Annotated in this window: 17 protein-coding genes; 1 reads left to right on the top strand and 16 read right to left on the bottom strand. The window is 42.6% G+C overall.

Annotated elements, in window-relative coordinates; translation table 11 throughout:
- From mutL to rpsB, 16 genes are all read right to left on the bottom strand, one after another.
- Complete coding sequence (mutL, locus tag MXE28_RS00940) at positions 1-2,208, bottom strand: DNA mismatch repair endonuclease MutL (RefSeq protein ID WP_021841016.1); 2,208 nt, start codon at positions 2,206-2,208, stop codon at positions 1-3.
- A complete protein-coding gene (gene mutS, locus MXE28_RS00935) occupies positions 2,208-4,940 on the bottom strand; it encodes a DNA mismatch repair protein MutS (RefSeq protein WP_021841017.1) in 2,733 nt (910 codons plus the stop codon). Before mutS ends, mutL begins: the two co-directional genes overlap by 1 nt.
- Positions 4,941-5,080: 140 nt before the next feature.
- The gene (gene miaB / locus MXE28_RS00930) at positions 5,081-6,391 is read right to left on the bottom strand and encodes a tRNA (N6-isopentenyl adenosine(37)-C2)-methylthiotransferase MiaB (protein WP_156705684.1); all 1,311 of its coding nucleotides are present in this window, start codon (positions 6,389-6,391) and stop codon (positions 5,081-5,083) included.
- Positions 6,392-6,529: 138 nt separating this feature from the next.
- Positions 6,530-7,378 carry a hypothetical protein gene (locus tag MXE28_RS00925; RefSeq protein ID WP_021841019.1) on the bottom strand — a complete coding sequence of 283 codons (849 nt, stop codon included), beginning with the start codon at positions 7,376-7,378 and terminating at the stop codon, positions 6,530-6,532.
- A 111-nt stretch (positions 7,379-7,489) separates the two neighbouring features.
- Complete coding sequence (locus tag MXE28_RS00920; RefSeq protein WP_247239714.1) at positions 7,490-8,311, bottom strand: PHP domain-containing protein; 822 nt, start codon at positions 8,309-8,311, stop codon at positions 7,490-7,492.
- A gap of 81 nt (positions 8,312-8,392) precedes the next feature.
- The gene (locus MXE28_RS00915; protein ID WP_021841022.1) at positions 8,393-10,111 is read right to left on the bottom strand and encodes a proline--tRNA ligase; all 1,719 of its coding nucleotides are present in this window, start codon (positions 10,109-10,111) and stop codon (positions 8,393-8,395) included.
- A gap of 4 nt (positions 10,112-10,115) precedes the next feature.
- Positions 10,116-11,195 carry a flavodoxin-dependent (E)-4-hydroxy-3-methylbut-2-enyl-diphosphate synthase gene (ispG, locus tag MXE28_RS00910; protein WP_021841023.1) on the bottom strand — a complete coding sequence of 360 codons (1,080 nt, stop codon included), beginning with the start codon at positions 11,193-11,195 and terminating at the stop codon, positions 10,116-10,118.
- Between the two features lie 14 nt (positions 11,196-11,209).
- Entirely contained in the window at positions 11,210-12,229 is a 1,020-nt protein-coding gene (gene rseP / locus MXE28_RS00905; protein ID WP_127058669.1) for an RIP metalloprotease RseP, read from the bottom strand.
- An 8-nt stretch (positions 12,230-12,237) separates the two neighbouring features.
- On the bottom strand, positions 12,238-13,383 hold the full coding sequence (locus MXE28_RS00900; protein WP_021841026.1) for a 1-deoxy-D-xylulose-5-phosphate reductoisomerase: 1,146 nt from the start codon (positions 13,381-13,383) through the stop codon (positions 12,238-12,240).
- A 143-nt stretch (positions 13,384-13,526) separates the two neighbouring features.
- The gene (locus MXE28_RS00895) at positions 13,527-14,339 is read right to left on the bottom strand and encodes a phosphatidate cytidylyltransferase (protein ID WP_021841027.1); all 813 of its coding nucleotides are present in this window, start codon (positions 14,337-14,339) and stop codon (positions 13,527-13,529) included.
- A 1-nt stretch (position 14,340) separates the two neighbouring features.
- Positions 14,341-15,117, bottom strand: a complete 777-nt coding sequence (locus tag MXE28_RS00890) for an isoprenyl transferase (protein ID WP_021841028.1) — start codon at positions 15,115-15,117, stop codon at positions 14,341-14,343.
- Entirely contained in the window at positions 15,095-15,355 is a 261-nt protein-coding gene (locus MXE28_RS00885; protein WP_021841029.1) for a hypothetical protein, read from the bottom strand. The genes MXE28_RS00890 and MXE28_RS00885 overlap by 23 nt, the downstream gene beginning before the upstream one ends.
- A complete protein-coding gene (gene frr / locus MXE28_RS00880) occupies positions 15,355-15,915 on the bottom strand; it encodes a ribosome recycling factor (protein ID WP_021841030.1) in 561 nt (186 codons plus the stop codon). Before frr ends, MXE28_RS00885 begins: the two co-directional genes overlap by 1 nt.
- Positions 15,915-16,643, bottom strand: a complete 729-nt coding sequence (gene pyrH / locus MXE28_RS00875; protein ID WP_021841031.1) for a UMP kinase — start codon at positions 16,641-16,643, stop codon at positions 15,915-15,917. The genes frr and pyrH overlap by 1 nt, the downstream gene beginning before the upstream one ends.
- 69 nt (positions 16,644-16,712) lie before the next feature.
- The gene (gene tsf, locus MXE28_RS00870) at positions 16,713-17,393 is read right to left on the bottom strand and encodes a translation elongation factor Ts (RefSeq protein WP_021841032.1); all 681 of its coding nucleotides are present in this window, start codon (positions 17,391-17,393) and stop codon (positions 16,713-16,715) included.
- 271 nt (positions 17,394-17,664) lie between these two features.
- Entirely contained in the window at positions 17,665-18,447 is a 783-nt protein-coding gene (gene rpsB, locus MXE28_RS00865; protein ID WP_021841033.1) for a 30S ribosomal protein S2, read from the bottom strand.
- Positions 18,448-18,518: 71 nt separating this feature from the next.
- On the opposite strand from rpsB, the gene MXE28_RS00860 reads away from it, so the two are divergent.
- On the top strand, positions 18,519-18,794 hold the full coding sequence (locus MXE28_RS00860; RefSeq protein ID WP_021841034.1) for a hypothetical protein: 276 nt from the start codon (positions 18,519-18,521) through the stop codon (positions 18,792-18,794).
- The last annotated feature ends 96 nt before the right edge of the window (positions 18,795-18,890 follow it).

The raw sequence follows: 18,890 nt of genomic DNA, 5'->3' as shown, positions 1-18,890 counted from the left end.
TTAACTCCGTAAGAATAATTTGCCCAATTCTTCCGGCGTAAATTTTATAATCGTCGGACGACCGTGCGGGCAAACATACGGTTTATCCGTATGGAATAATTCCTCAATCAAAACGGACATCTGATAGGTATTCAAGGTATGACCCGCTTTGATAGCCCCCCGGCACGATGCATAAGCGAGCATTTCATGACGAAGTTGCGCTTTTGTGGGCGTCTGATAATCTTTTAACAATGAAAAAACATAGCGCAAGATTTCTTCGCCCTTGCTTTCCACCAGATCGATAGGCAGTCCTTCAATTTTTAACTGAGTAGGTCCGCCTTGCACAACTTGGAAACCTAAGTTAAGAAGGGTGTTATTTTGTTCTTCCGCAATAATTAACTCTTCCTCATTGGCTTCAATATATTGTGGAATCAAAAGTTCCTGCATCGGAATAGCCTCAGCGGATTTACAAAGTTGGTCATAACGAATCCGTTCATGCGCCGCATGTTGGTCAATGATATACAGATTATCGCCTTTTTTTGCCAAAATATAACAAGCCGCAACCTGACCCAATGGCAAGAGCCCGGTCGTATTGACGTTGAAACTATTGCCATTTGCTGTACTTCCAAGTGCAGTATCTACCCCTGAAGGCATTTCTGCTGTACCGGAATCATTGGAACCCGATCCGACTGCACCATCGGACGCATAACCGACGCCACCATTAGCGCCGTAACCGCCTGTGCCATCGGAACCATAGCCGGCGTTTCCCCGTAGGGATGAAGCTAACTGCCGGAATTTCTCTTTATCTTCTTCCGTATAGCTTTTTGGCACAACAGCATCGTTAAAATCGCCCGACTCAATCCAAGAACTTTGTTCATAGGTCGCCCGCGTTGGCGCTTCAAAACCTTCACGGCGAATTCGATTCACAAATTCATTTGTTTTTTCACGAGCCTGCTGAGAAACTTCCGCGAACGGATAAGCTGCCGAACCGGTGGAATTGACACTACCTATTTGACCGGTACTACTTCGATTAGCTGTGGCATCATTAAAACCGACCGTATCAAACTCAAGATTAATGGCCGAACCACCATCGGAAGTGATGTCAATATCATTGATTTTTGCCAAATCATGATTGGTAAAGGCTTTTTCATAATTAACGGCGGTAGTAATACTGTCATCGCCGCCACCAAAACCTTCTAAACCGTCCATGCCGGAATTATCACGGCCGGCCATCTGCTGCATCGGATTTTGTAAAGCTTGCAAAATCGCATGATACACGGCCTTAAATACAGGCTTATCATCTTCGAATTTAACTTCGCTCTTACGCGGATGCACATTAATATCAACAGTGCCCGGTGGTACCGTAATCGTTAGCAACACCAAAGGATAGCCGCCCTTTGGTAACAACGCATGATACGCATTGTCGATGGCTTTCGTGATGGCTTTATCGCCGATAACACGATTATTAACCACTACAGTCTGCCAAATACGACTACTTTTTAATAAGGTCGGCTTACTTACCACACCATGAATCGTAATGCCTTCCGATTCATAAGCAATGGGGAAAATATCATCACTCACTTTATAACCGTATAAAGCGGATACTGTATCGACGAGATTACTATTCCCCGGCACGACGATACTCACAGTATCATTATTAATCAATTTAAAGGCCACATGGGGATTGCTAAGGGCCAATTTGCCGACGATATCCTGAATCTTAGCCGCTTCCGTACGATCCGTTTTTAAAAACTTACGACGTGCCGGTGTATTGTAAAATAAATCACGCACTTCAATGGTCGTGCCCGGTTGCGCTCCAAAAGGCAGGCAATCGGTAAATTTACCGCCATCAATCAGGATGCGTGTGCCCAATTCCTGATCAACTTTACGGGTGATTAAACTGAAATGTGACACGGAGGCAATACTGGCCAAGGCTTCACCGCGAAAGCCTAAGGACGCAATATCAAATAAATCATCCACCGAACGAATCTTGCTGGTAGCATGACGTAAAACCGCCAAGCGCGCATCTTCTTCGGTCATGCCTGAACCGTTATCGGTAACACGCATATACGTAGTCCCGCCGTTGGCGATTTCGACTTCAATGGAAGTGGCGCCGGCATCGAGGGAGTTTTCCAATAACTCTTTAATAACTGAAGCCGGTCTTTCAACTACTTCTCCGGCCGCTATTTTGTTGATTGTAACTTCATCAAGAACATGAATCAGAGCCATTAACGGCCACCTCCCTTGCGGGCCTCTTCCTGTAATTTATAGAGTACGTTAAGTGCTTCAATCGGCGTCAAACTCATTACGTCGACCGCCAGTAAATCATCCAATACGGACGTAGTGAATAAATTGGCATTAGTCGGCATGGCAAAGGTTGTATCATTAGCTCCATTCCCCTTGCCACTTTCATTGACGAAACTATCAGCACCGGCGTTAGCCGAAGCGCCTGCACCGTTCAACGGCATAGCCTCTTGCGAACCACCGGAAGTACTCATGCGAGCTTCCCGCACGGCACCGCTGTTACCACGTGATGTGGCGGCTTCTTCAACGGCCGAGCCTTCTAAGGCAGCTAATATAACTTCTGCCCGTTTTAATACGGAATTTGGCAGACCTGCCAATTTGGCAACATGAATACCGTAGCTGCGGTCCGCACCGCCCCGTACAATACGACGGAGGAAGACAACATCTTTCCCCTTTTCTTTAACGGCTACCGTATAGTTTTTAAGTTTTTCATACTGTTCTTCCAAACAAATAAGCTCATGATAGTGCGTTGCAAACAAGGTTTTACCGTGAATATGTTTACAAATATGTTCCACCACGGCTTGCGCAATGCTGAGACCGTCAAAGGTACTGGTACCGCGACCGATTTCATCAAGAATGAGCAAACTATTGGATGTTGCATTGTTAAGAATATACGCAACTTCCTTCATTTCTACCATGAATGTACTTTGACCGGTAGATATATCATCGCTGGCACCCACACGGGTAAAAATACGATCAACCGGTGAAATAACGGCTTCACGAGCGGGAATGAAAGAACCGATTTGCGCCATAATCATGAGTACCGCCACCTGGCGCATATACGTGGACTTACCGGCCATGTTAGGCCCTGTAATGAGCAAGAATTCTTCGCCGCTGTGATTTAGCGTTACATCATTCGGCACAAACACTTCCCGTTTCAAGTATTTTTCAATAACCGGATGACGACCGTCACGAATTGTGATTTGGCCGTTCATGGTCATAGTCGGGCAAATGTAATTCTCTTCATAAGCCACTTGAGCCAGACCGGATAAAACATCAAGATTAGCTAGAGCCCTAGCCGTTGCCTGAATCGGTTTTACCGCTTCTTTAACGGCTTCACGAAGTTCTTGATATAGCTTTTGCTCTAAGGAAATAATCTTGTCCTTAGCGCTTAATATATTAACTTCAAACTCTTTAAGTTCCGGTGTGATATAGCGTTCCGCATTGGCCAACGTTTGTTTACGAATAAAATAATCCGGTACATCGGCTGCATTAGCATGAGATACTTCAAAATAATAGCCAAACACTTTATTGTAGCCGGTTTTTAGGCGGATGCCGGTTTTGGAACGGGCTTCTTCTTCCAAGCGATGTAGCCATTCCTGACTATTTGTCGCCATAGAGCGAAGATCATCCAATTCCTGATTAAAACCATCGCGAATAACGCGACCGTCTTTTAAAGTAAGGGCCGGTTGTTCCGCAATAGCACGATTTAATAAATCATACACATCGGCATGACAGTCTATCTGGCTCACCACTTCTTGCAGTAAAGTGCTTTCAAAAGCACCGGCAATATGTACTAAGTCAGGCAAAATACGGAGTGATTCACGAAGTGATGTGAAATCACGGGGTGATACGGAGCCGGTCTCTACACGAGCCAAAATACGTTCAAAGTCAAAAATCAGTTTTAACAATTCCCGTAAGCGTCCCTGTTCCGTAGGTTTAGCAATCAATTCCGTAATGGCACGCTGACGTCGTTCGATATGATGAATATCCATGAGCGGACTTTCCACCCATTGTTTCAAAAGACGAGCGCCCATCGGCGTCAAGGTTTTATCTAATACCTGTAAGAGGGTACCTTTAACACCGCCATCGCGAAGATTATGAGTTACTTCCAAATGACGAAGGCTCGATGTATCAAGCACCATACGATCGCCGATATGGAGCGGATGGATATAGTTGATATGAGAAATATCAGTTTTAATTACGGTGGAAAGATAGGTCAATAAATACCCCAAACCTTCCAATACATCTTCTTCCAATAAACCGGCGTCGGCAAAGTGAATCATGCCCTGCTCGCGCACATCAGCTACCGGTAAGTTCGGCATAAACGGCGATAAGGCTACATTGTCTAATTGAACATCGATAAAATCCTGTAACTCTTTGCCCAAAGGCAGGCTGCCGACGGTAACAATTTCCGAAGGACGATACATGGACAAAGCATCCTGAATGGCGTTTTGACGCTGACCATGACTGATTCTATCCCATATCACTTCACCGGTGGAAACATCGCAAAAAATCTGAATTAACGCCTCATCGGTGCGGTAGAAGAGCGCCAGGAAGTTGTTTTCACGCGCTTCCGTGCCGTTTTCCGTAAGTACCGTGCCCGGCGTAATCACACGAATTACATCGCGTTTAACGATGCCCTTCGCTTCTTTGGGGTCTTCCACCTGCTCGCAAATCGCTACCTTATAGCCTTTTTTTATTAACTTTTCAATATAGCTTTCCGCTGCATGATACGGCACGCCACACATGGGCGCTTTCTCCGCTTCGCCGGAATTACGTCCGGTAAGGGTAATGTTGAGTTCTCGCGAGGCTGTTAGAGCATCGTCATAAAAGAGCTCATAAAAGTCACCGAGACGGAAAAACAGCAACTCTTCTTTGTATTTATCTTTTATGGAAAAATACTGATCCATCATGGGCGTTTGTTTTTTGCTCATAGACGCCTCCACTTTTCTAAAAACACTGTATAGTAAGTCATTAATCAGACCCTAAAACTTTACACAGTAAGCTGTTTAGGTCTGATTAATTTAATGATAATTCATATCAAAATTTAATGATAATTTATGTCAGAATTTAATTATATGATAGTGCCGTATAAAATCCAAGTTTGCGCACGGTCAACACGCGCATTTACGGTTTGGCCAATCTCTAGGGATTCATCCTTAGGAAATAAAATCATCTTGTTGCCGGACGTACGGCCGAACCAAACGTCCTCATCGTTACGGCTTGGGCCTTCCACGATAATTTCATAGGTTTTGCCTTCCATTTCCTTATTAAGTTCCAAGGAGATTTCATTTTGCACGTCCATCAAAGCTTGTAAACGTACGCGTTTTACTTCTTCAGGAACTTGGTCTTCCATGGTAGCTGCCGGCGTGCCGGAGCGTTTGGAGAAAATAAATGTATAGGCCATGTCATAGCGAATGTCTTTTAATAATTGCAAAGTTGCCTGAAAATCTTCTTCCGTTTCCCCCGGGAACCCAACAATTAAGTCTGTTGTCAAAGTAAGACCGTCGATTTTTTCACGACAATAATCAATTAACGCTTTATAATGTTCAACCGTATAACGGCGATTCATCTTCTGCAAAATGCGATTAGAGCCGGATTGAATCGGCAAATGAAGCTGCGTAACTACGTTCGAGGAACGACCGAGTGCATCAATCATTTCTTTATTCATATCCTGCGGATGACTCGTCATGTACCGAATGCGTTCAATCCCCGGAATCCCGTCAAGGGCGTCGATTAAGTCGCCAAAATGCGTCCCGTCTTTGAAGTCTAAGCCGTAAGAGTTAACGTTTTGGCCAAGCAAGGTAATCTCCTTATGACCGCTGGCGCCGAGTTTTTTAACATCTTCCACAATCGCTGCGATGGGACGGCTGATTTCGCGACCGCGCACATGAGGTACGATGCAATAGGTACAGAACTTGTTACAACCGTTCATGATTGGCACCCAAGCGGAGAATGTCCCCATTGGTTTCGCTTCCAATTCATGAAGCACGGAATTATCCATTTCGATATTAATCTGATGTTTATGCGTGCGTTGTACTTCTTCAACCATTTCATTGATATGACGCAAGTTATGAGTCCCCAATACGATATCGATATGAGGTGCTCGTTTAAACATATCCGCCTGGTTTTTCTGAGCCATACAACCGGTAATAGCGATGATTAAATTTTTATTCTTCTCTTTTAAATGCTTGAGTTCACCGATACGACCATAAATCTTATGTTCTGCCGTTTCACGTACACAACAAGTATTTAAAATAATCAAATCCGCTTCTTTAAAATTTTCTGTATTTGTATAACCGGCTGTTTCTAACTGATGGGCCAAACGCTCCGAATCACTTTCGTTCATTTGGCAACCATAGGTAAATATATAATACTGCTTCATATCGTCTCCTTAGATGTCTTTCTTGTATTTCTTTACTTTTTACTTCTTACTTCTTCTACTGCTTTACAGCTTATACTGCTTAACTTATCTTACTACGTATATACATTTAGTAAAATTATTTCAAACCTTTTATACGTATTAGGCTCGTTTAGGATCTACCATATTATCCACTACAATGGCCAGTCGCTCCACCGACATGCCTGTAATGTATTCAATTTCATTGCTGATAGCTTTGTGCATTTCACTCATTATTTTTTTCACCGGACGACCGCGATAAATAGATACGCCCATTTCAAGTTTCAGCGCATTAGTCCCCTTCGTCGTCTTTTTGATTTTAATATCTTCGCAGCCCGCAATGCCCGGCACTTTGATGAGACTGTTTTTAATCAATGATTCAATGACTTGGTCTGAAAAAGTTAAGCGACCATAATAACTGAATACCGGACGAATGACTGATTTTTCAAAATCTTCCGCACCGGTGCCATTCGGTTTATTCGTACGAGTGCGGCGCAGAATAGATTTAATCGGGTCAATCAAATAGCCTTTAAAATGAGGTTTCAGTTCCATCGTCGGTACCGGAATAATATGCTTGCCTTCTTTCAGGCGTGCATTTTGCGCTTTTTCAATCTCGCGGGTAGATGCCACGTCTTCAATATGAATATAACGGGACGGCTTACCGATACCTAAGGCGGTAGAAATTTTACTAACCATGTTTTCGGACGTCCCCAAAATAAGAATACGAGCCGGTTTTATTATATCCAATTGTTCCTTAACCGAACGAATTTGTTCCGGGTCCTGAAAAATAGCGCGACGAACCGCTTTTAGACGACTGGCTTCTTTTTTGGCGGAAAAGCCGGCTACAATTTTATTGTTGTGAATCAAAATACCATCATCAATGATGCATTCTGCATTATTTTCATGAGCAACCACAAGGGCACGATGACTTTTGCCTGTACCGCTTGGGCCTACAAAAGCAATAACTTCCATAGCTGTCTCCGATTTCTCAGTACTTAACGTGATTCTAAAACTTTTAAAAATTCTGCTATATTCTCACTTTGAATTTTAAATTCACCAACGGCCAATGGCGGTTAACTTAGCTTAATGTGCTTGCAGCACATGTAAAAAGTCAGCTACGCTTTCGCTCTGAATCAAATAATCACCGATGGCTTTCGGTAATTTCGTTTCAATGCCGTGGAAATCAGAACCGCCCGTAATTAACAATTTACGCAGAATAGCCATTTTACGATAACGAGCTTCATCTTCTTTTTTATGAATAATATGATACACTTCGATACCATCAAATGGTAATTGAAGCAGTTCTTGAACATAGTCATCGTTTTTAATTAATTTCGGATGTGCCATAACGGCTAAACCATTGGCATCATGAATTAAATTAATTACATCTAACGGATCAGCCTTAAATTTAGGCACATAGTAAGGGCTTCCTCTTCGAAGTAAAGTTTCAAACCCTTCATCAACAGTTTTTAAATAGCCTTTGTTAATCAAAAGTTGTGCCAACAGCGGACGTCCCAAGGAGCTGGCATTAGGAAATGTTTCTTTAAATTCTTCTACCGATACATCGTAACCGTCTTTAACCAATAAATCAATCATTTTAAAAATACGATTTTCACGTGATTCTTTGAAGAATGTTAGATAATCATTCAATTCTTTATTCGTGTAGTCAAAAGCATAACCGAGGATATGAACGTCTTTGTCTTTGTAAGTAGAGCTGAACTCACAGCCCGGAATAACGGCAATATCTAAATCAGGCTCTTTCAACATAGTCATAAAACCATCAATCGTATCATGGTCGGTAAGTGACATCATTTTAATCCCCGCCGCCTTGTTAGCCGCCCGTAAATCCAAAGGACGCATTACACCGTCAGACGCCGTACTATGCATATGAAAATCTACTAACATGATAATTACCTCCTTAATTGACACCGAATCAGAATTAATGACAGCAAAGGCAGTCGATAGAATCCCATCGACTGCCATAGATTATAAGGTATTTAACGTATCGATTACAGCTGTTTTTACATCAGTAATAGCTACTTCCACAGCTTCACCGGTTTTACGAGTTTTTAATTCTACAGCACCTGATTCCAAGGTATTTTTACTTACCGTAATACGTAAAGGATAACCAATTAAATCAGCATCTTTAAACTTAACACCGGCACGATCTTTACGATCGTCAAGCAATACATCCACACCGGCCGCTTTAAGTTCATCATAAATCTTAGTACTTGCTTCCATAAGTGCATCATCTTTAGCATTAATTGGTACGACTACCACTTCAAATGGAGCAATGGCGCGTGGCCAAATAATACCATTTTCATCATGGAATTGCTCAATTGCCGCGGCTAAAGTGCGGGAAACACCAATACCATAGGACCCCATAATATATGGATTAGGGCGACCATTCTGATCGAGATAAGTACCGTTTAAGGATTCACTGTATTTAGTGCCCAGTTTGAATACTTGACCTACTTCAATCCCCTTAGCGATACCTAAGTGACCGCCACAGTTTGGACATACATCATCAGTGGTAATCAAGCGAATTGGCGCTACAATGATATCTTCCAAATTAAAATCACGTTTTGGGTTGATATTAATATAATGAGCATCCTTTTTATTGGCACCGCCGCAAGCATTAAACATTTCCATAACGGATTCATCAACAACAATTTTGAATGTTTCCGTTTGTTTTAAGCCTACCGGACTGATAAAGCCACCGGTTAAACCGGCAGCCAAGAGTTCTTCTTCGCTGGCCATTTCAGGCTCAATACCGCCATCAACAGCGTGTTGCACGGCAATTTCATTCACTTCATGGTCACCGCGAACCATAGCTAATACTACCACTCCATCAATGGACAATACAACGGCTTTCATGGTTTTATCCAAAGGCAATGATAACTGCTCAGCTACAGCTTCAATTGTTTTAGCATCCGGTGTAGCTACTTCCGTAAGTTCCAATAAAGGTTCTTCCGTCTGTTTCATGACACCCGGTTTACCAATTTCAATATTAGCCGCATAATCACAGTTCTCACAGTGAATTACATCAGCTTCGCCGGAATCGGCTAACGCCATAAATTCATGACTATTGCTGCCACCAATAGCACCGGAGTCGGCTTCTACCGGTTTGAAATATAAACCACAACGGCTGAATACATTTTCATAAGCATGATACATATCCCAATAGGATTTATCGAGACCAGCTTCATCAAGGTCGAAAGAGTACGCATCTTTCATGATGAATTCGCGGCTACGCATTAAACCGTAACGGGGACGACGTTCATCACGATATTTATTTTGAATTTGATATAGAGTCAAAGGCAACTGACGATAGGATTTTACTTCATCTTTTACTAGGGTCGTAATCATTTCTTCGTGAGTTGGTCCTAAGCAATAGGAGCGATCATGACGGTCGTTAAAGCGAATCATTTCCGCACCATATACATTCCAACGGCCCGACTCCTGCCAAATTTCAGCAGGTTGAATAATCGGCATCATAATTTCCTGAGCACCGATATTGGCCATTTCTTCGTGAATAATAGCTTCAATTTTACGAATACTTTTCCAAGCTAACGGTAAATAGGAATAAATCCCCCCGGCCATCTTGCGAATCATACCGGCACGCAACATATACTGTTGACTGACTACATCTGCATCGGCAGGTGTTTCCCGTAATGTAGGGGCATATAATTTACTGGCTAACATTGAATTACGACTCCTTTGCTTTTGACTCTAAATACATTTCTATTTCATGGAATAAAGCATCCACTAATTCACTTTCGTCAACGGTTTTAATGACCTCTCCCTTGCGGAAAACAATACCGCGGCCATCACCGCCGGCAATCCCGAAATCAGCTTCACGCGCTTCGCCGGGACCATTTACCACACAGCCCATAACGGCTACGCGAATCGGCTCTTTAATACTCTTAAGGCGTGCTTCCACTGTTTCTGCCATGCTGAATAAATCAACGCGGCAACGTCCACAAGTCGGACAGGAAATCATGGTCGCCCCATAGGTACGAAGGCCCAAGGAGCTTAAAATTGTTTTACCCACTTCCACTTCATGAATCGGATCCCCTGTCAAGGAAACTCGTAAGGTATCACCGATACCTTGCGCTAACAAAGCACCGATACCGATGGAAGATTTAACCGTTCCCTGCGTAATTGTACCGGCTTCCGTAACGCCTAAATGGAGGGGGTACGGAACTTTGGCAGATAGCTTCTGATAGGCTTCAATCATGAGCGGCACATCAGTCGCTTTAATGGATAACTTCATTTCGCGGTAATCCAAAGACTCTAAAATGCGCACATGTTCCAAAGCCGCTTCTACCATGCCATCCGCACAAGGATGACCACCATAGGCTTCCAAAATGTGAGCCGGCAACGAACCGGCATTAACGCCGATACGAATAGGAATCTGTTTTGGTTTAGCTTTTTTAATAACGGCCACCACATTGTCGATGCCGCCGATATTCCCCGGATTGATACGCAAGCCGTCAACACCGCTGTCGATAGCTTCAAGCGCCAAGGTATAGTCAAAATGGATATCCGCAATCAATGGGATTTGAGCACCCGCTTTAACAGCTTTGATAGCCTTAGCGGCTGCCATATCAGGCACAGCGAGGCGTACTAAATCACAGCCCGCTTCAGCGAGGAGATTAATTTCGGCAATGGCCTTCTCCGTTTCTACCGGATTCGTAGTTATCATGGATTGAACACTAACCGGTGCAAAATGACCGATTGGTACATTACCCACTTTAATTCGAGTTGTTTCTTTTCTGTTAATCATAGGTAACTCCTATATTACAGACGGCTAATGTCATGAGTCGTAGCATATACAAAGAGAGCCAATAAAATGAAAACCCCCGTCATTTGTATATAATACAATGCTTTCGCCGGCAAACGTCGTCTCGTAATTCCTTCAATGATTAAAACAATTAGGTGACCACCATCCAATGCCGGAATCGGCAATAAGTTGATGACGCCTAAATTCAAACTTAACAAGGCGGTGAATTGAAGCAAGTTCCAAAAACCGCTTTCAGCCACTTGACCGGCCATTTGGGCTACCCCGATAGGTCCGGCAAGTTCCGCATTGGCATGACCTGTAATCATGGACCAAATGCCATCCACCATACTAACTAAAACAAAACCGGTTGTATGAACAGCCTGTATAGCAGACTCACCAAGACTTAACGGCTGGGAGTGCATAACCGGATTAATACCAATGACGGCACGCCCGTCATCACCAACCGCTTCCGGAATAGCCGTCAATTCTTGATTGACACCATTACGGTTTACTACAATCGGCACAATCGTATTAGCCGTTCCCTGTAGTGTTTTTGAAATATCCGTCCATTCATTTACAGGCTTTCCGTTAATCGATACGATACGGTCATTAAGCTCCATCTGAGCATTGATAGCCGGTGAGCCATTCATCATGTTCCCTACTACCGGTTCCATAGAAGGTGTCTGAATGCCATTGGCCACATAAACTATAAAAAATAAAACTAATGCCAATAAGAAGTTAAATACTGCACCGGCAGCAATAACGACAAAACGTTTCCATACCGGTTTATTTAAAAACGAACGGTCATCGAGCGGCTCTTCCGGATCCATACCGGCGATTTTATTATAACCGCCGAGAGGAATGGCTCGGATAGAATACAATGTTTCGCCCTTGCGTTTTTTAGCAATAGCCGGACCAAAACCGATAGCGAATTCATCAACTCGCATGCCGCTTGCTTTGGCCGTAATAAAATGACCAAATTCATGAATAAACACAATAATGCCAAATACGAAGATTGTGGCAACAATAGTTAACATAATCTCTCCTATTTAATCAAAGCTTTGGCTGTTTCACGAGCCCATAAATCAATTTCACGTAAATGTTCCAACGTAAAGTCCGGTTCTGTTTCCATTTTTTCTAAAACAGCCAACACCGTTTTATAAATATCGGCAAACTTCAACTTACCGTCAAGGAACGCATACACCGCAATTTCATTGGCTGCATTAAACACAGCCGGTTTAAAACCACCTGCACGACCGACTTCATAGGCGAGGTTAAGCGCCGGAAAGTCATCATAACGAGGCGGGAAGAATTCCAATGTCAACGCATCGGCAAAAGTAAGTGTATCCATCTTGAGAGGTTTACGTTCGGGATACGTCAAAGCATACTGAATCGGTTCACGCATATCAGGATTACCTAACTGCGCCAAAATAGCACCGTCTTTCATCATGATCATGGAATGAACTATACTTTGCGGATGAACAGTCACTTTAATATGATCAAAATCAAAGCCGAACAACCAATGAGCTTCTATCACTTCAAGCCCTTTATTGAATAAAGTGGCCGAATCGATGGTAATTTTATTGCCCATATTCCACGTCGGATGACGCAAACAATCGGCTGCTGTGGCTGTTGCAATTTTTTCAGACGGCCATGTACGTAATGGTCCACCCGATGCCGTTATGAGCAAAGAATCTACATTTTCACGAGTCTGGCCTTCCAAGCATTGGAAAATCGCACTGTGTTCACTGTCAATCGGTAATAATTGAACACCATATTCTTTGCATAACGCCGTAATAAGCGGCCCACCGGCCACCAAGGTTTCTTTATTGGCCAGTCCGATGGTCTTCTTCGCTTTAATAGCCTCTACAGTCGGCTCGATGCCCGCTGCACCGACTACGGCAGTGACCACAAGTTCAGCACTCGTCAAGGTGGCGGCAACAATTAATGCGTCTTTACCGCCTACCAACTTTGTGGGACCTTGATAGCGTTTTTTTAATTCTAAAAAAGCCGTTTCATCAACCAGACCTGCTACTTCCGGTTGAAATTCCTTAATTTGAGCTTCCAATATATCCACATTGCGGTATGCTACCAGCCCTTTTACCGAAAATAAATCGGGATGCTGTCGTACCACATCCAAAGTTTGCGTGCCGATAGAACCGGTACTCCCAAGAATACTCAGTGTTTTCATAGAAACTCCTTTGCTTATCTTTGTACTACTACTATATTTATATGACTAACCGGTTAAGTATTACCAACGACTTAAGTATCACTAACTGTTTAAGTCTTACTAACTTAACGCTGTTATACTGTTCTCTACTTATTATATCGCGATTACAAAAGGTAAACCAATACCATTGGCGCTGAAAATAACAAGCTGTCAAAACGATCGAGTACACCGCCATGGCCCGGCAACAAAACGCCGGAATCCTTAACACCACAAGCGCGTTTTAACTTAGACTCAAATAAATCGCCCAAAGGTGCTGCAATACCGGTTAAAAGGCCGGCGCCAAGACCTAAGGAGAACGGAATACCTACGATTACAGCATAAATAATACCGGTTAATAAACAACCGATAAAACCGCCCACATACCCTTCCAATGATTTATTAGGGCTGATATTGGGTACAATCTTACGTTTACCCCATTTAACGCCCGCAAAATAAGCAAAAGTATCACTGGCCCAGGTGGTAAGTAACAATAACCAAATAACAAGTTCACCTATATGAGCATTAGCCAAGCCAATCGGTAATAAATCATAGAGAGAGTTTTCACGTAATGCCATGAAGGCAGCAAAGCCACCATTTATGTAAAAGAACCCTAACAAGGACGTACTGATCACGGATAAATCCAGTCTGGCCGGCCCAAAAATATACAATAAGCCTATTACCAATACTGAAGCTGCCCCCGCAATAATTGCCCATTTATATAAACCAAAAGTTATGGCTCCCATCATAAGGAGTGTAAATAAATAGCCCCACCGTTCCGGCAATACTATCTTAATATTACGAAGTATGCGCACATATTCTCGCCAACCCAATAAGGCCAGTAAAAGAATAATGCCATTAAAAATATAACCGCCTGCCGTAATAGCAATAATGGCTATTACAAGGCCAATCAATGCCGTAATCACACGAGTTTTCAGCATATTATTCCTCCGTCTTTAAACCGCCGAAGCGCCGTTCTCGTTGCTGGTAGGCATACACAGCATCTAATAAAGTTTGAGCTGTAAAATCAGGCCAATGAGTTTCGGTAAACCAAAATTCGGCATACGCCAATTGCCATAATAGGAAATTACTGATTCGATAGTCATTGCTTGGACGAATCAATAAATCTACATCACTGAATTCTTTGGTAAATAAATGTTCACCAAAAGATGTTTCATTAATATCTTCAATTGTCATAGTGCCGGCAGTCACTTCAGCTACCGTAGCTTTAACAGCTCGTACTATTTCATCGCGTCCCCCATAGTTAATAGCTAACTGTAAGGTAAGACCCGTATTATTCTTAGTTAATTGTTCTGCATCAGCAATAATCTGTTGCAATTCTTCGGATAAACCACCGATATAGCCGATAAAACGAATACGCACATTATGTTCATGCATATCGCGTACATTACCAAGCAAATATTCACGAATTAAACTCATCAATAAAGACACTTCTGTAGCCGGACGTTTCCAGTTTTCAGTGGAAAAACCGTACACAGTTAATGCTTTAATGCCGATTTCATCAGCGGCAATCACTATCTTCTTTAATACATCAGCACCTGCACGATGTCCCATCGTACGCGGTAAACCACGGCGTTTCGCCCAACGACCATTGCCATCCATAATAATAGCTACATGGTGAGGTATATTGTTAGGATCCAGAGTAACGCCTGACGTTGACGCAGTTCCTTCTTTTTTACGAAGTAAATTCTTTAGCATATTGTACCTCAGTGCAGTTTTCAAAACCGCTTGCTATCATAGGGCGATATAGCAAAACTTGCCATGTGCCCGTTTCCTCTACATAGGTCACTCGGCCTACATAAAAATCATTGTCAGCAACAGTAAAAAATCTATTGTAGTTCTCACCTATAGTTACTGAAAAAGGGATATTGGCAGCCTGCAACATCTTCTGTGCAAGCTGCCAAGGTAATCCAACAATTAAGTTCGGCGTATTCATTATACTTCTAATACGTCCTTTTCTTTCTTGTCTTTTAAATCATCGATAGCTTTAATTTTTTTATCCGTTAATTTTTGGATTTTTTCTTGACCTTGTTTAGCATCATCTTCGGTGATAGTTTTTGCTTTTTCTTCTTTTTTAAGAGCGTCATTGGCATCGCGACGAATATTGCGAACGGCAACTTTAGCTTCTTCCGCTTTTTTGCTTACTACTTTAACGAGTTCTTTACGACGTTCTTCCGTAAGTTGCGGAATCGCCAAGCGAATAGTTTCACCGTCATTGCTTGGGTTAAGTCCTAAATCGGATTGTAAAACTGCTTTTTCGATTGGTCCAATCATGGATTTTTCCCATGGTTTAACCAAAATTAAACGCGGTTCCGGAGCCGTTACATTAGCGACCTGGTTAATTGGCGATGGTGTGCCATAGTAATCAACCATAACTTTGTCCAATAAGGCTGTACTGGCACGGCCGGTACGAATGGAAGCAAACTCATGTTTTAAAGCCTCGATGGTTTTGTCCATACGGCCTTCTTCACGGGTTAACAGTTCTTGAATTTCCATTATTCTTCACCTCTTACAATAGTACCAACAACTTCCCCTTTCGCAGCGCGTGTGATATTGCCAGGAATATCCATGCTGAACACTACGATTGGAATATTATTATCCTTACACAAGGTCGTAGAAGTAGCGTCCATAACTTTAAGTTCGCGACTAATTACGTCCATGTATGTAAGCTCATCAAATTTCTTAGCATCCGGATTGGTGCGTGGATCCGAATCATAGACACCGTCCGCAAACTTCTTAGCCATTAAAATAGCATCGGCTTCGATTTCGGCAGCACGTAAAGCAGCTGTAGTGTCGGTGGAGAAATACGGATTACCCGTTCCGGCGGCAAAAATAACGATACGACCTTTTTCCAAATGACGGATAGCACGACGGCGAATATATGGTTCAGCCACTTCCTGCATAGCAATGGCAGTCTGAACACGAGTAGCCGCTCCGGCATTTTCAAGGGCGTCTTGTAATGCTAAGGAGTTCATAACAGTAGCGATCATGCCCATATAGTCAGCAGAAGCACGATCCATGCCTTTAGCACTGCCGGCAAGGCCACGCCAAATGTTACCGCCACCTACTACGATAGCAATCTGCAAATCCGTAGTGCGGGCAATTTCAGCGATTTCTTTAGCAATTTCTTCTACTACTAACGGGTTAATACCAAAGCCTTGATCACCGGCTAAGGCTTCACCACTCAACTTCAAGACGATACGTTTAAAATTTCTATTACTCATTGCTTTATTACTCCTCTGCTATTACAAAATAAGAGAACACGTGACGGTGTTCTCTTATCTCTTTAACTCTTATTGACCAGCGGCTGCACGAACTTCAGCTTCGAAGTCGTCCTGGCGCTTTTCAATTCCTTCGCCTAAAGCGTAGCGAACGAAACGACGTACGTTAATGTTTTCACCGATTTTAGCAATTTTTTCAGTAATAACATCAGTAATAGTTTTGTCACCATCTTTAATGAAAACCTGTTCCATAAGGCAGTTTTCTTTATAGAATTTTTCAACGCGACCGTTAACCATTTTTTCAAGAACGGCTTGAGGTTTTGGTTTGCGACCTGCTTTTACATCTTCTTCAGCTTCTGCTTTAGCTTGTTCTAAAAGAACAGCTTTTTCGTGTTCAATAACTTCGGCAGGAACTTCTTCACGGTTCAAGTACGCAGGGTTTGCTGCTGCAATCTGCATAGCAATGTCTTTAACGAGAGCTTGGAAGTCTTCGGTTTTAGCTACGAAGTCTGTTTCGCAGTTAACTTCAACAAGAACACCAATACGTCCGCCACCATGGATATAAGAAGAAACTACGCCTTCAGCAGCAATACGACCGGCTTTTTTAGCAGCAGCGGCTAAGCCTTTTTCACGAAGTAAGTCAATTGCTTTCTGAATATCGCCATTAGCTTCGGTTAATACTTTTTTGCAATCCATCATGCCTGCGCCTGTAATTTCGCGCAATTCTTTTACTAATGCAGCAGTAATCGCCATTTAATATATACCTCCTATACAATAATTAAGGTAAGGTCATAAAGCCTTACCTTAATTTTATATCGTTCTACATTTTTTATCAAATAAATTTTTGCCGATTATATAATATTTTATACTTCAAATGACAGCCCGCTCTGTGAAAAAGCAATAGCGCTGATTTCACAATTTCGCATTATCGTCAAAAGTGTATTCATCAAATATTTTTGAGCCGAAATTTATTCAACGTATGATACATTTTAAGTTTGTAAAGCTGTGCTTTTAAAAGCTCTTATTAGCCCTGACCGTCCTGAACCATGTCAACGGAGTCAGAAACCATTTGTGCTAAAGCTTGATCGGCAGCTTCCTGGTGTTCACCCTGGTCATCCAAGGATTCGCCCTGACGGCCTTCCAATACAGCGTCAGCCATTTTGCCGGTTAATAATTTAACGGCACGAATAGCGTCATCGTTTGCAGGGATTGGGAAATCGATTTCGTCTGGGTCACAGTTAGTGTCAACTGTAGCTACCACAGGGATACCCAATTTTTTAGCTTCTGCAATGGCAATGCGTTCTTTTTTAGGGTCAATTACGAATAATGCGCCCGGCATTTTAGGCATATCTTTGATACCGCCGAGGTATTTTTCCAATTTTTCCATTTCATGACGCAAGCCGATTACTTCTTTCTTAGGAAGAAGTTCGAATGTGCCGTCTTCAGCCATTGTTTCAAGCTGTTTTAAACGTTTTACACGAGTTTCGATAGTTTTGAAGTTAGTAAGCATACCACCTAACCAACGTTCGTTTACATAGAACATGTTAGCGCGGATAGCTTCTTCTTTAACGGATTCCTGAGCTTGTTTTTTCGTGCCTACGAAAAGAACTACTTCACCGTTCTGAGCAACTTCACGAAGGAAGTCATAAGCTTCTTCTACTTTTTTAACTGTTTTCTGAAGGTCGATGATATAAATACCATTACGTTCAGTGAAGATGAACTTAGCCATCTTAGGGTTCCATCTTCTTGTCTGGTGACCGAAGTGTACGCCGGCCTCCAATAATTGTTTCATTGATACTACTGCCATGTTGGCACCTCCTGTTAATAAACCTCCGCCGCTTCATATCCGAGTAAAAATCAGGAAAAGCCCTGACACAGATGTCGGATCAGACGTGCGTGCGTAATTTCATACTTTATGAGTATATCACACGAACTGTTGCTCTGGCAAGCGGTTTAGAAGAATTTCTTTTTGGCACTTGTGAGGCTCTAAACGGAAATAATAGAGGCATTAGCCATGTCATTCTTGCTCAGGTTTTGCAAAGCAAAAAAATCGCTGCGAATGACATGGCTAGTGCCTTTCCTTTCATAGCAGCTATTCCGTTTAGAGCCTCACTGTCCGTCAAAGAACTTACTCTTAAACGGCTTGCCTGTTAGCAAAGGTTCGTGTGCTATAAAAGTATTCAATTGGTGGGAGGTGGACTCTAGGTGCGGTCTTGCTCCAGGTTTTGCAAGCAAAAAAATCGCTTCGAA

This window comes from Veillonella sp. KGMB01456 (genome assembly GCF_023051165.1).
In the GTDB taxonomy this organism is placed as follows: domain Bacteria; phylum Bacillota; class Negativicutes; order Veillonellales; family Veillonellaceae; genus Veillonella_A.
The sequence above is the reverse complement of the archived record's forward strand: the minus strand, read 5'-3'. Positions and strand labels throughout refer to the sequence as shown.

What these genes read in the sequence shown, in the direction of transcription:
- ispG (WP_021841023.1), bottom strand. Translation starts at nt 11,195, where the DNA reads ATGATTAACAGAAAAGAAACAACTCGAATTAAAGTGGGTAATGTACCA.
- MXE28_RS00920 (WP_247239714.1), bottom strand. Translation starts at nt 8,311, where the DNA reads ATGTTAGTAGATTTTCATATGCATAGTACGGCGTCTGACGGTGTAATG.
- frr (WP_021841030.1), bottom strand. Translation starts at nt 15,915, where the DNA reads ATGGAAATTCAAGAACTGTTAACCCGTGAAGAAGGCCGTATGGACAAA.
- MXE28_RS00925 (WP_021841019.1), bottom strand. Translation starts at nt 7,378, where the DNA reads ATGGAAGTTATTGCTTTTGTAGGCCCAAGCGGTACAGGCAAAAGTCAT.
- mutS (WP_021841017.1), bottom strand. Translation starts at nt 4,940, where the DNA reads ATGAGCAAAAAACAAACGCCCATGATGGATCAGTATTTTTCCATAAAA.
- MXE28_RS00895 (WP_021841027.1), bottom strand. Translation starts at nt 14,339, where the DNA reads ATGCTGAAAACTCGTGTGATTACGGCATTGATTGGCCTTGTAATAGCC.
- miaB (WP_156705684.1), bottom strand. Translation starts at nt 6,391, where the DNA reads ATGAAGCAGTATTATATATTTACCTATGGTTGCCAAATGAACGAAAGT.
- MXE28_RS00885 (WP_021841029.1), bottom strand. Translation starts at nt 15,355, where the DNA reads ATGAATACGCCGAACTTAATTGTTGGATTACCTTGGCAGCTTGCACAG.
- MXE28_RS00900 (WP_021841026.1), bottom strand. Translation starts at nt 13,383, where the DNA reads ATGAAAACACTGAGTATTCTTGGGAGTACCGGTTCTATCGGCACGCAA.
- MXE28_RS00890 (WP_021841028.1), bottom strand. Translation starts at nt 15,117, where the DNA reads ATGCTAAAGAATTTACTTCGTAAAAAAGAAGGAACTGCGTCAACGTCA.
- rseP (WP_127058669.1), bottom strand. Translation starts at nt 12,229, where the DNA reads ATGTTAACTATTGTTGCCACAATCTTCGTATTTGGCATTATTGTGTTT.
- pyrH (WP_021841031.1), bottom strand. Translation starts at nt 16,643, where the DNA reads ATGAGTAATAGAAATTTTAAACGTATCGTCTTGAAGTTGAGTGGTGAA.
- mutL (WP_021841016.1), bottom strand. Translation starts at nt 2,208, where the DNA reads ATGGCTCTGATTCATGTTCTTGATGAAGTTACAATCAACAAAATAGCG.
- MXE28_RS00860 (WP_021841034.1), top strand. Translation starts at nt 18,519, where the DNA reads ATGTCGGATCAGACGTGCGTGCGTAATTTCATACTTTATGAGTATATC.
- rpsB (WP_021841033.1), bottom strand. Translation starts at nt 18,447, where the DNA reads ATGGCAGTAGTATCAATGAAACAATTATTGGAGGCCGGCGTACACTTC.
- tsf (WP_021841032.1), bottom strand. Translation starts at nt 17,393, where the DNA reads ATGGCGATTACTGCTGCATTAGTAAAAGAATTGCGCGAAATTACAGGC.
- MXE28_RS00915 (WP_021841022.1), bottom strand. Translation starts at nt 10,111, where the DNA reads ATGTTAGCCAGTAAATTATATGCCCCTACATTACGGGAAACACCTGCC.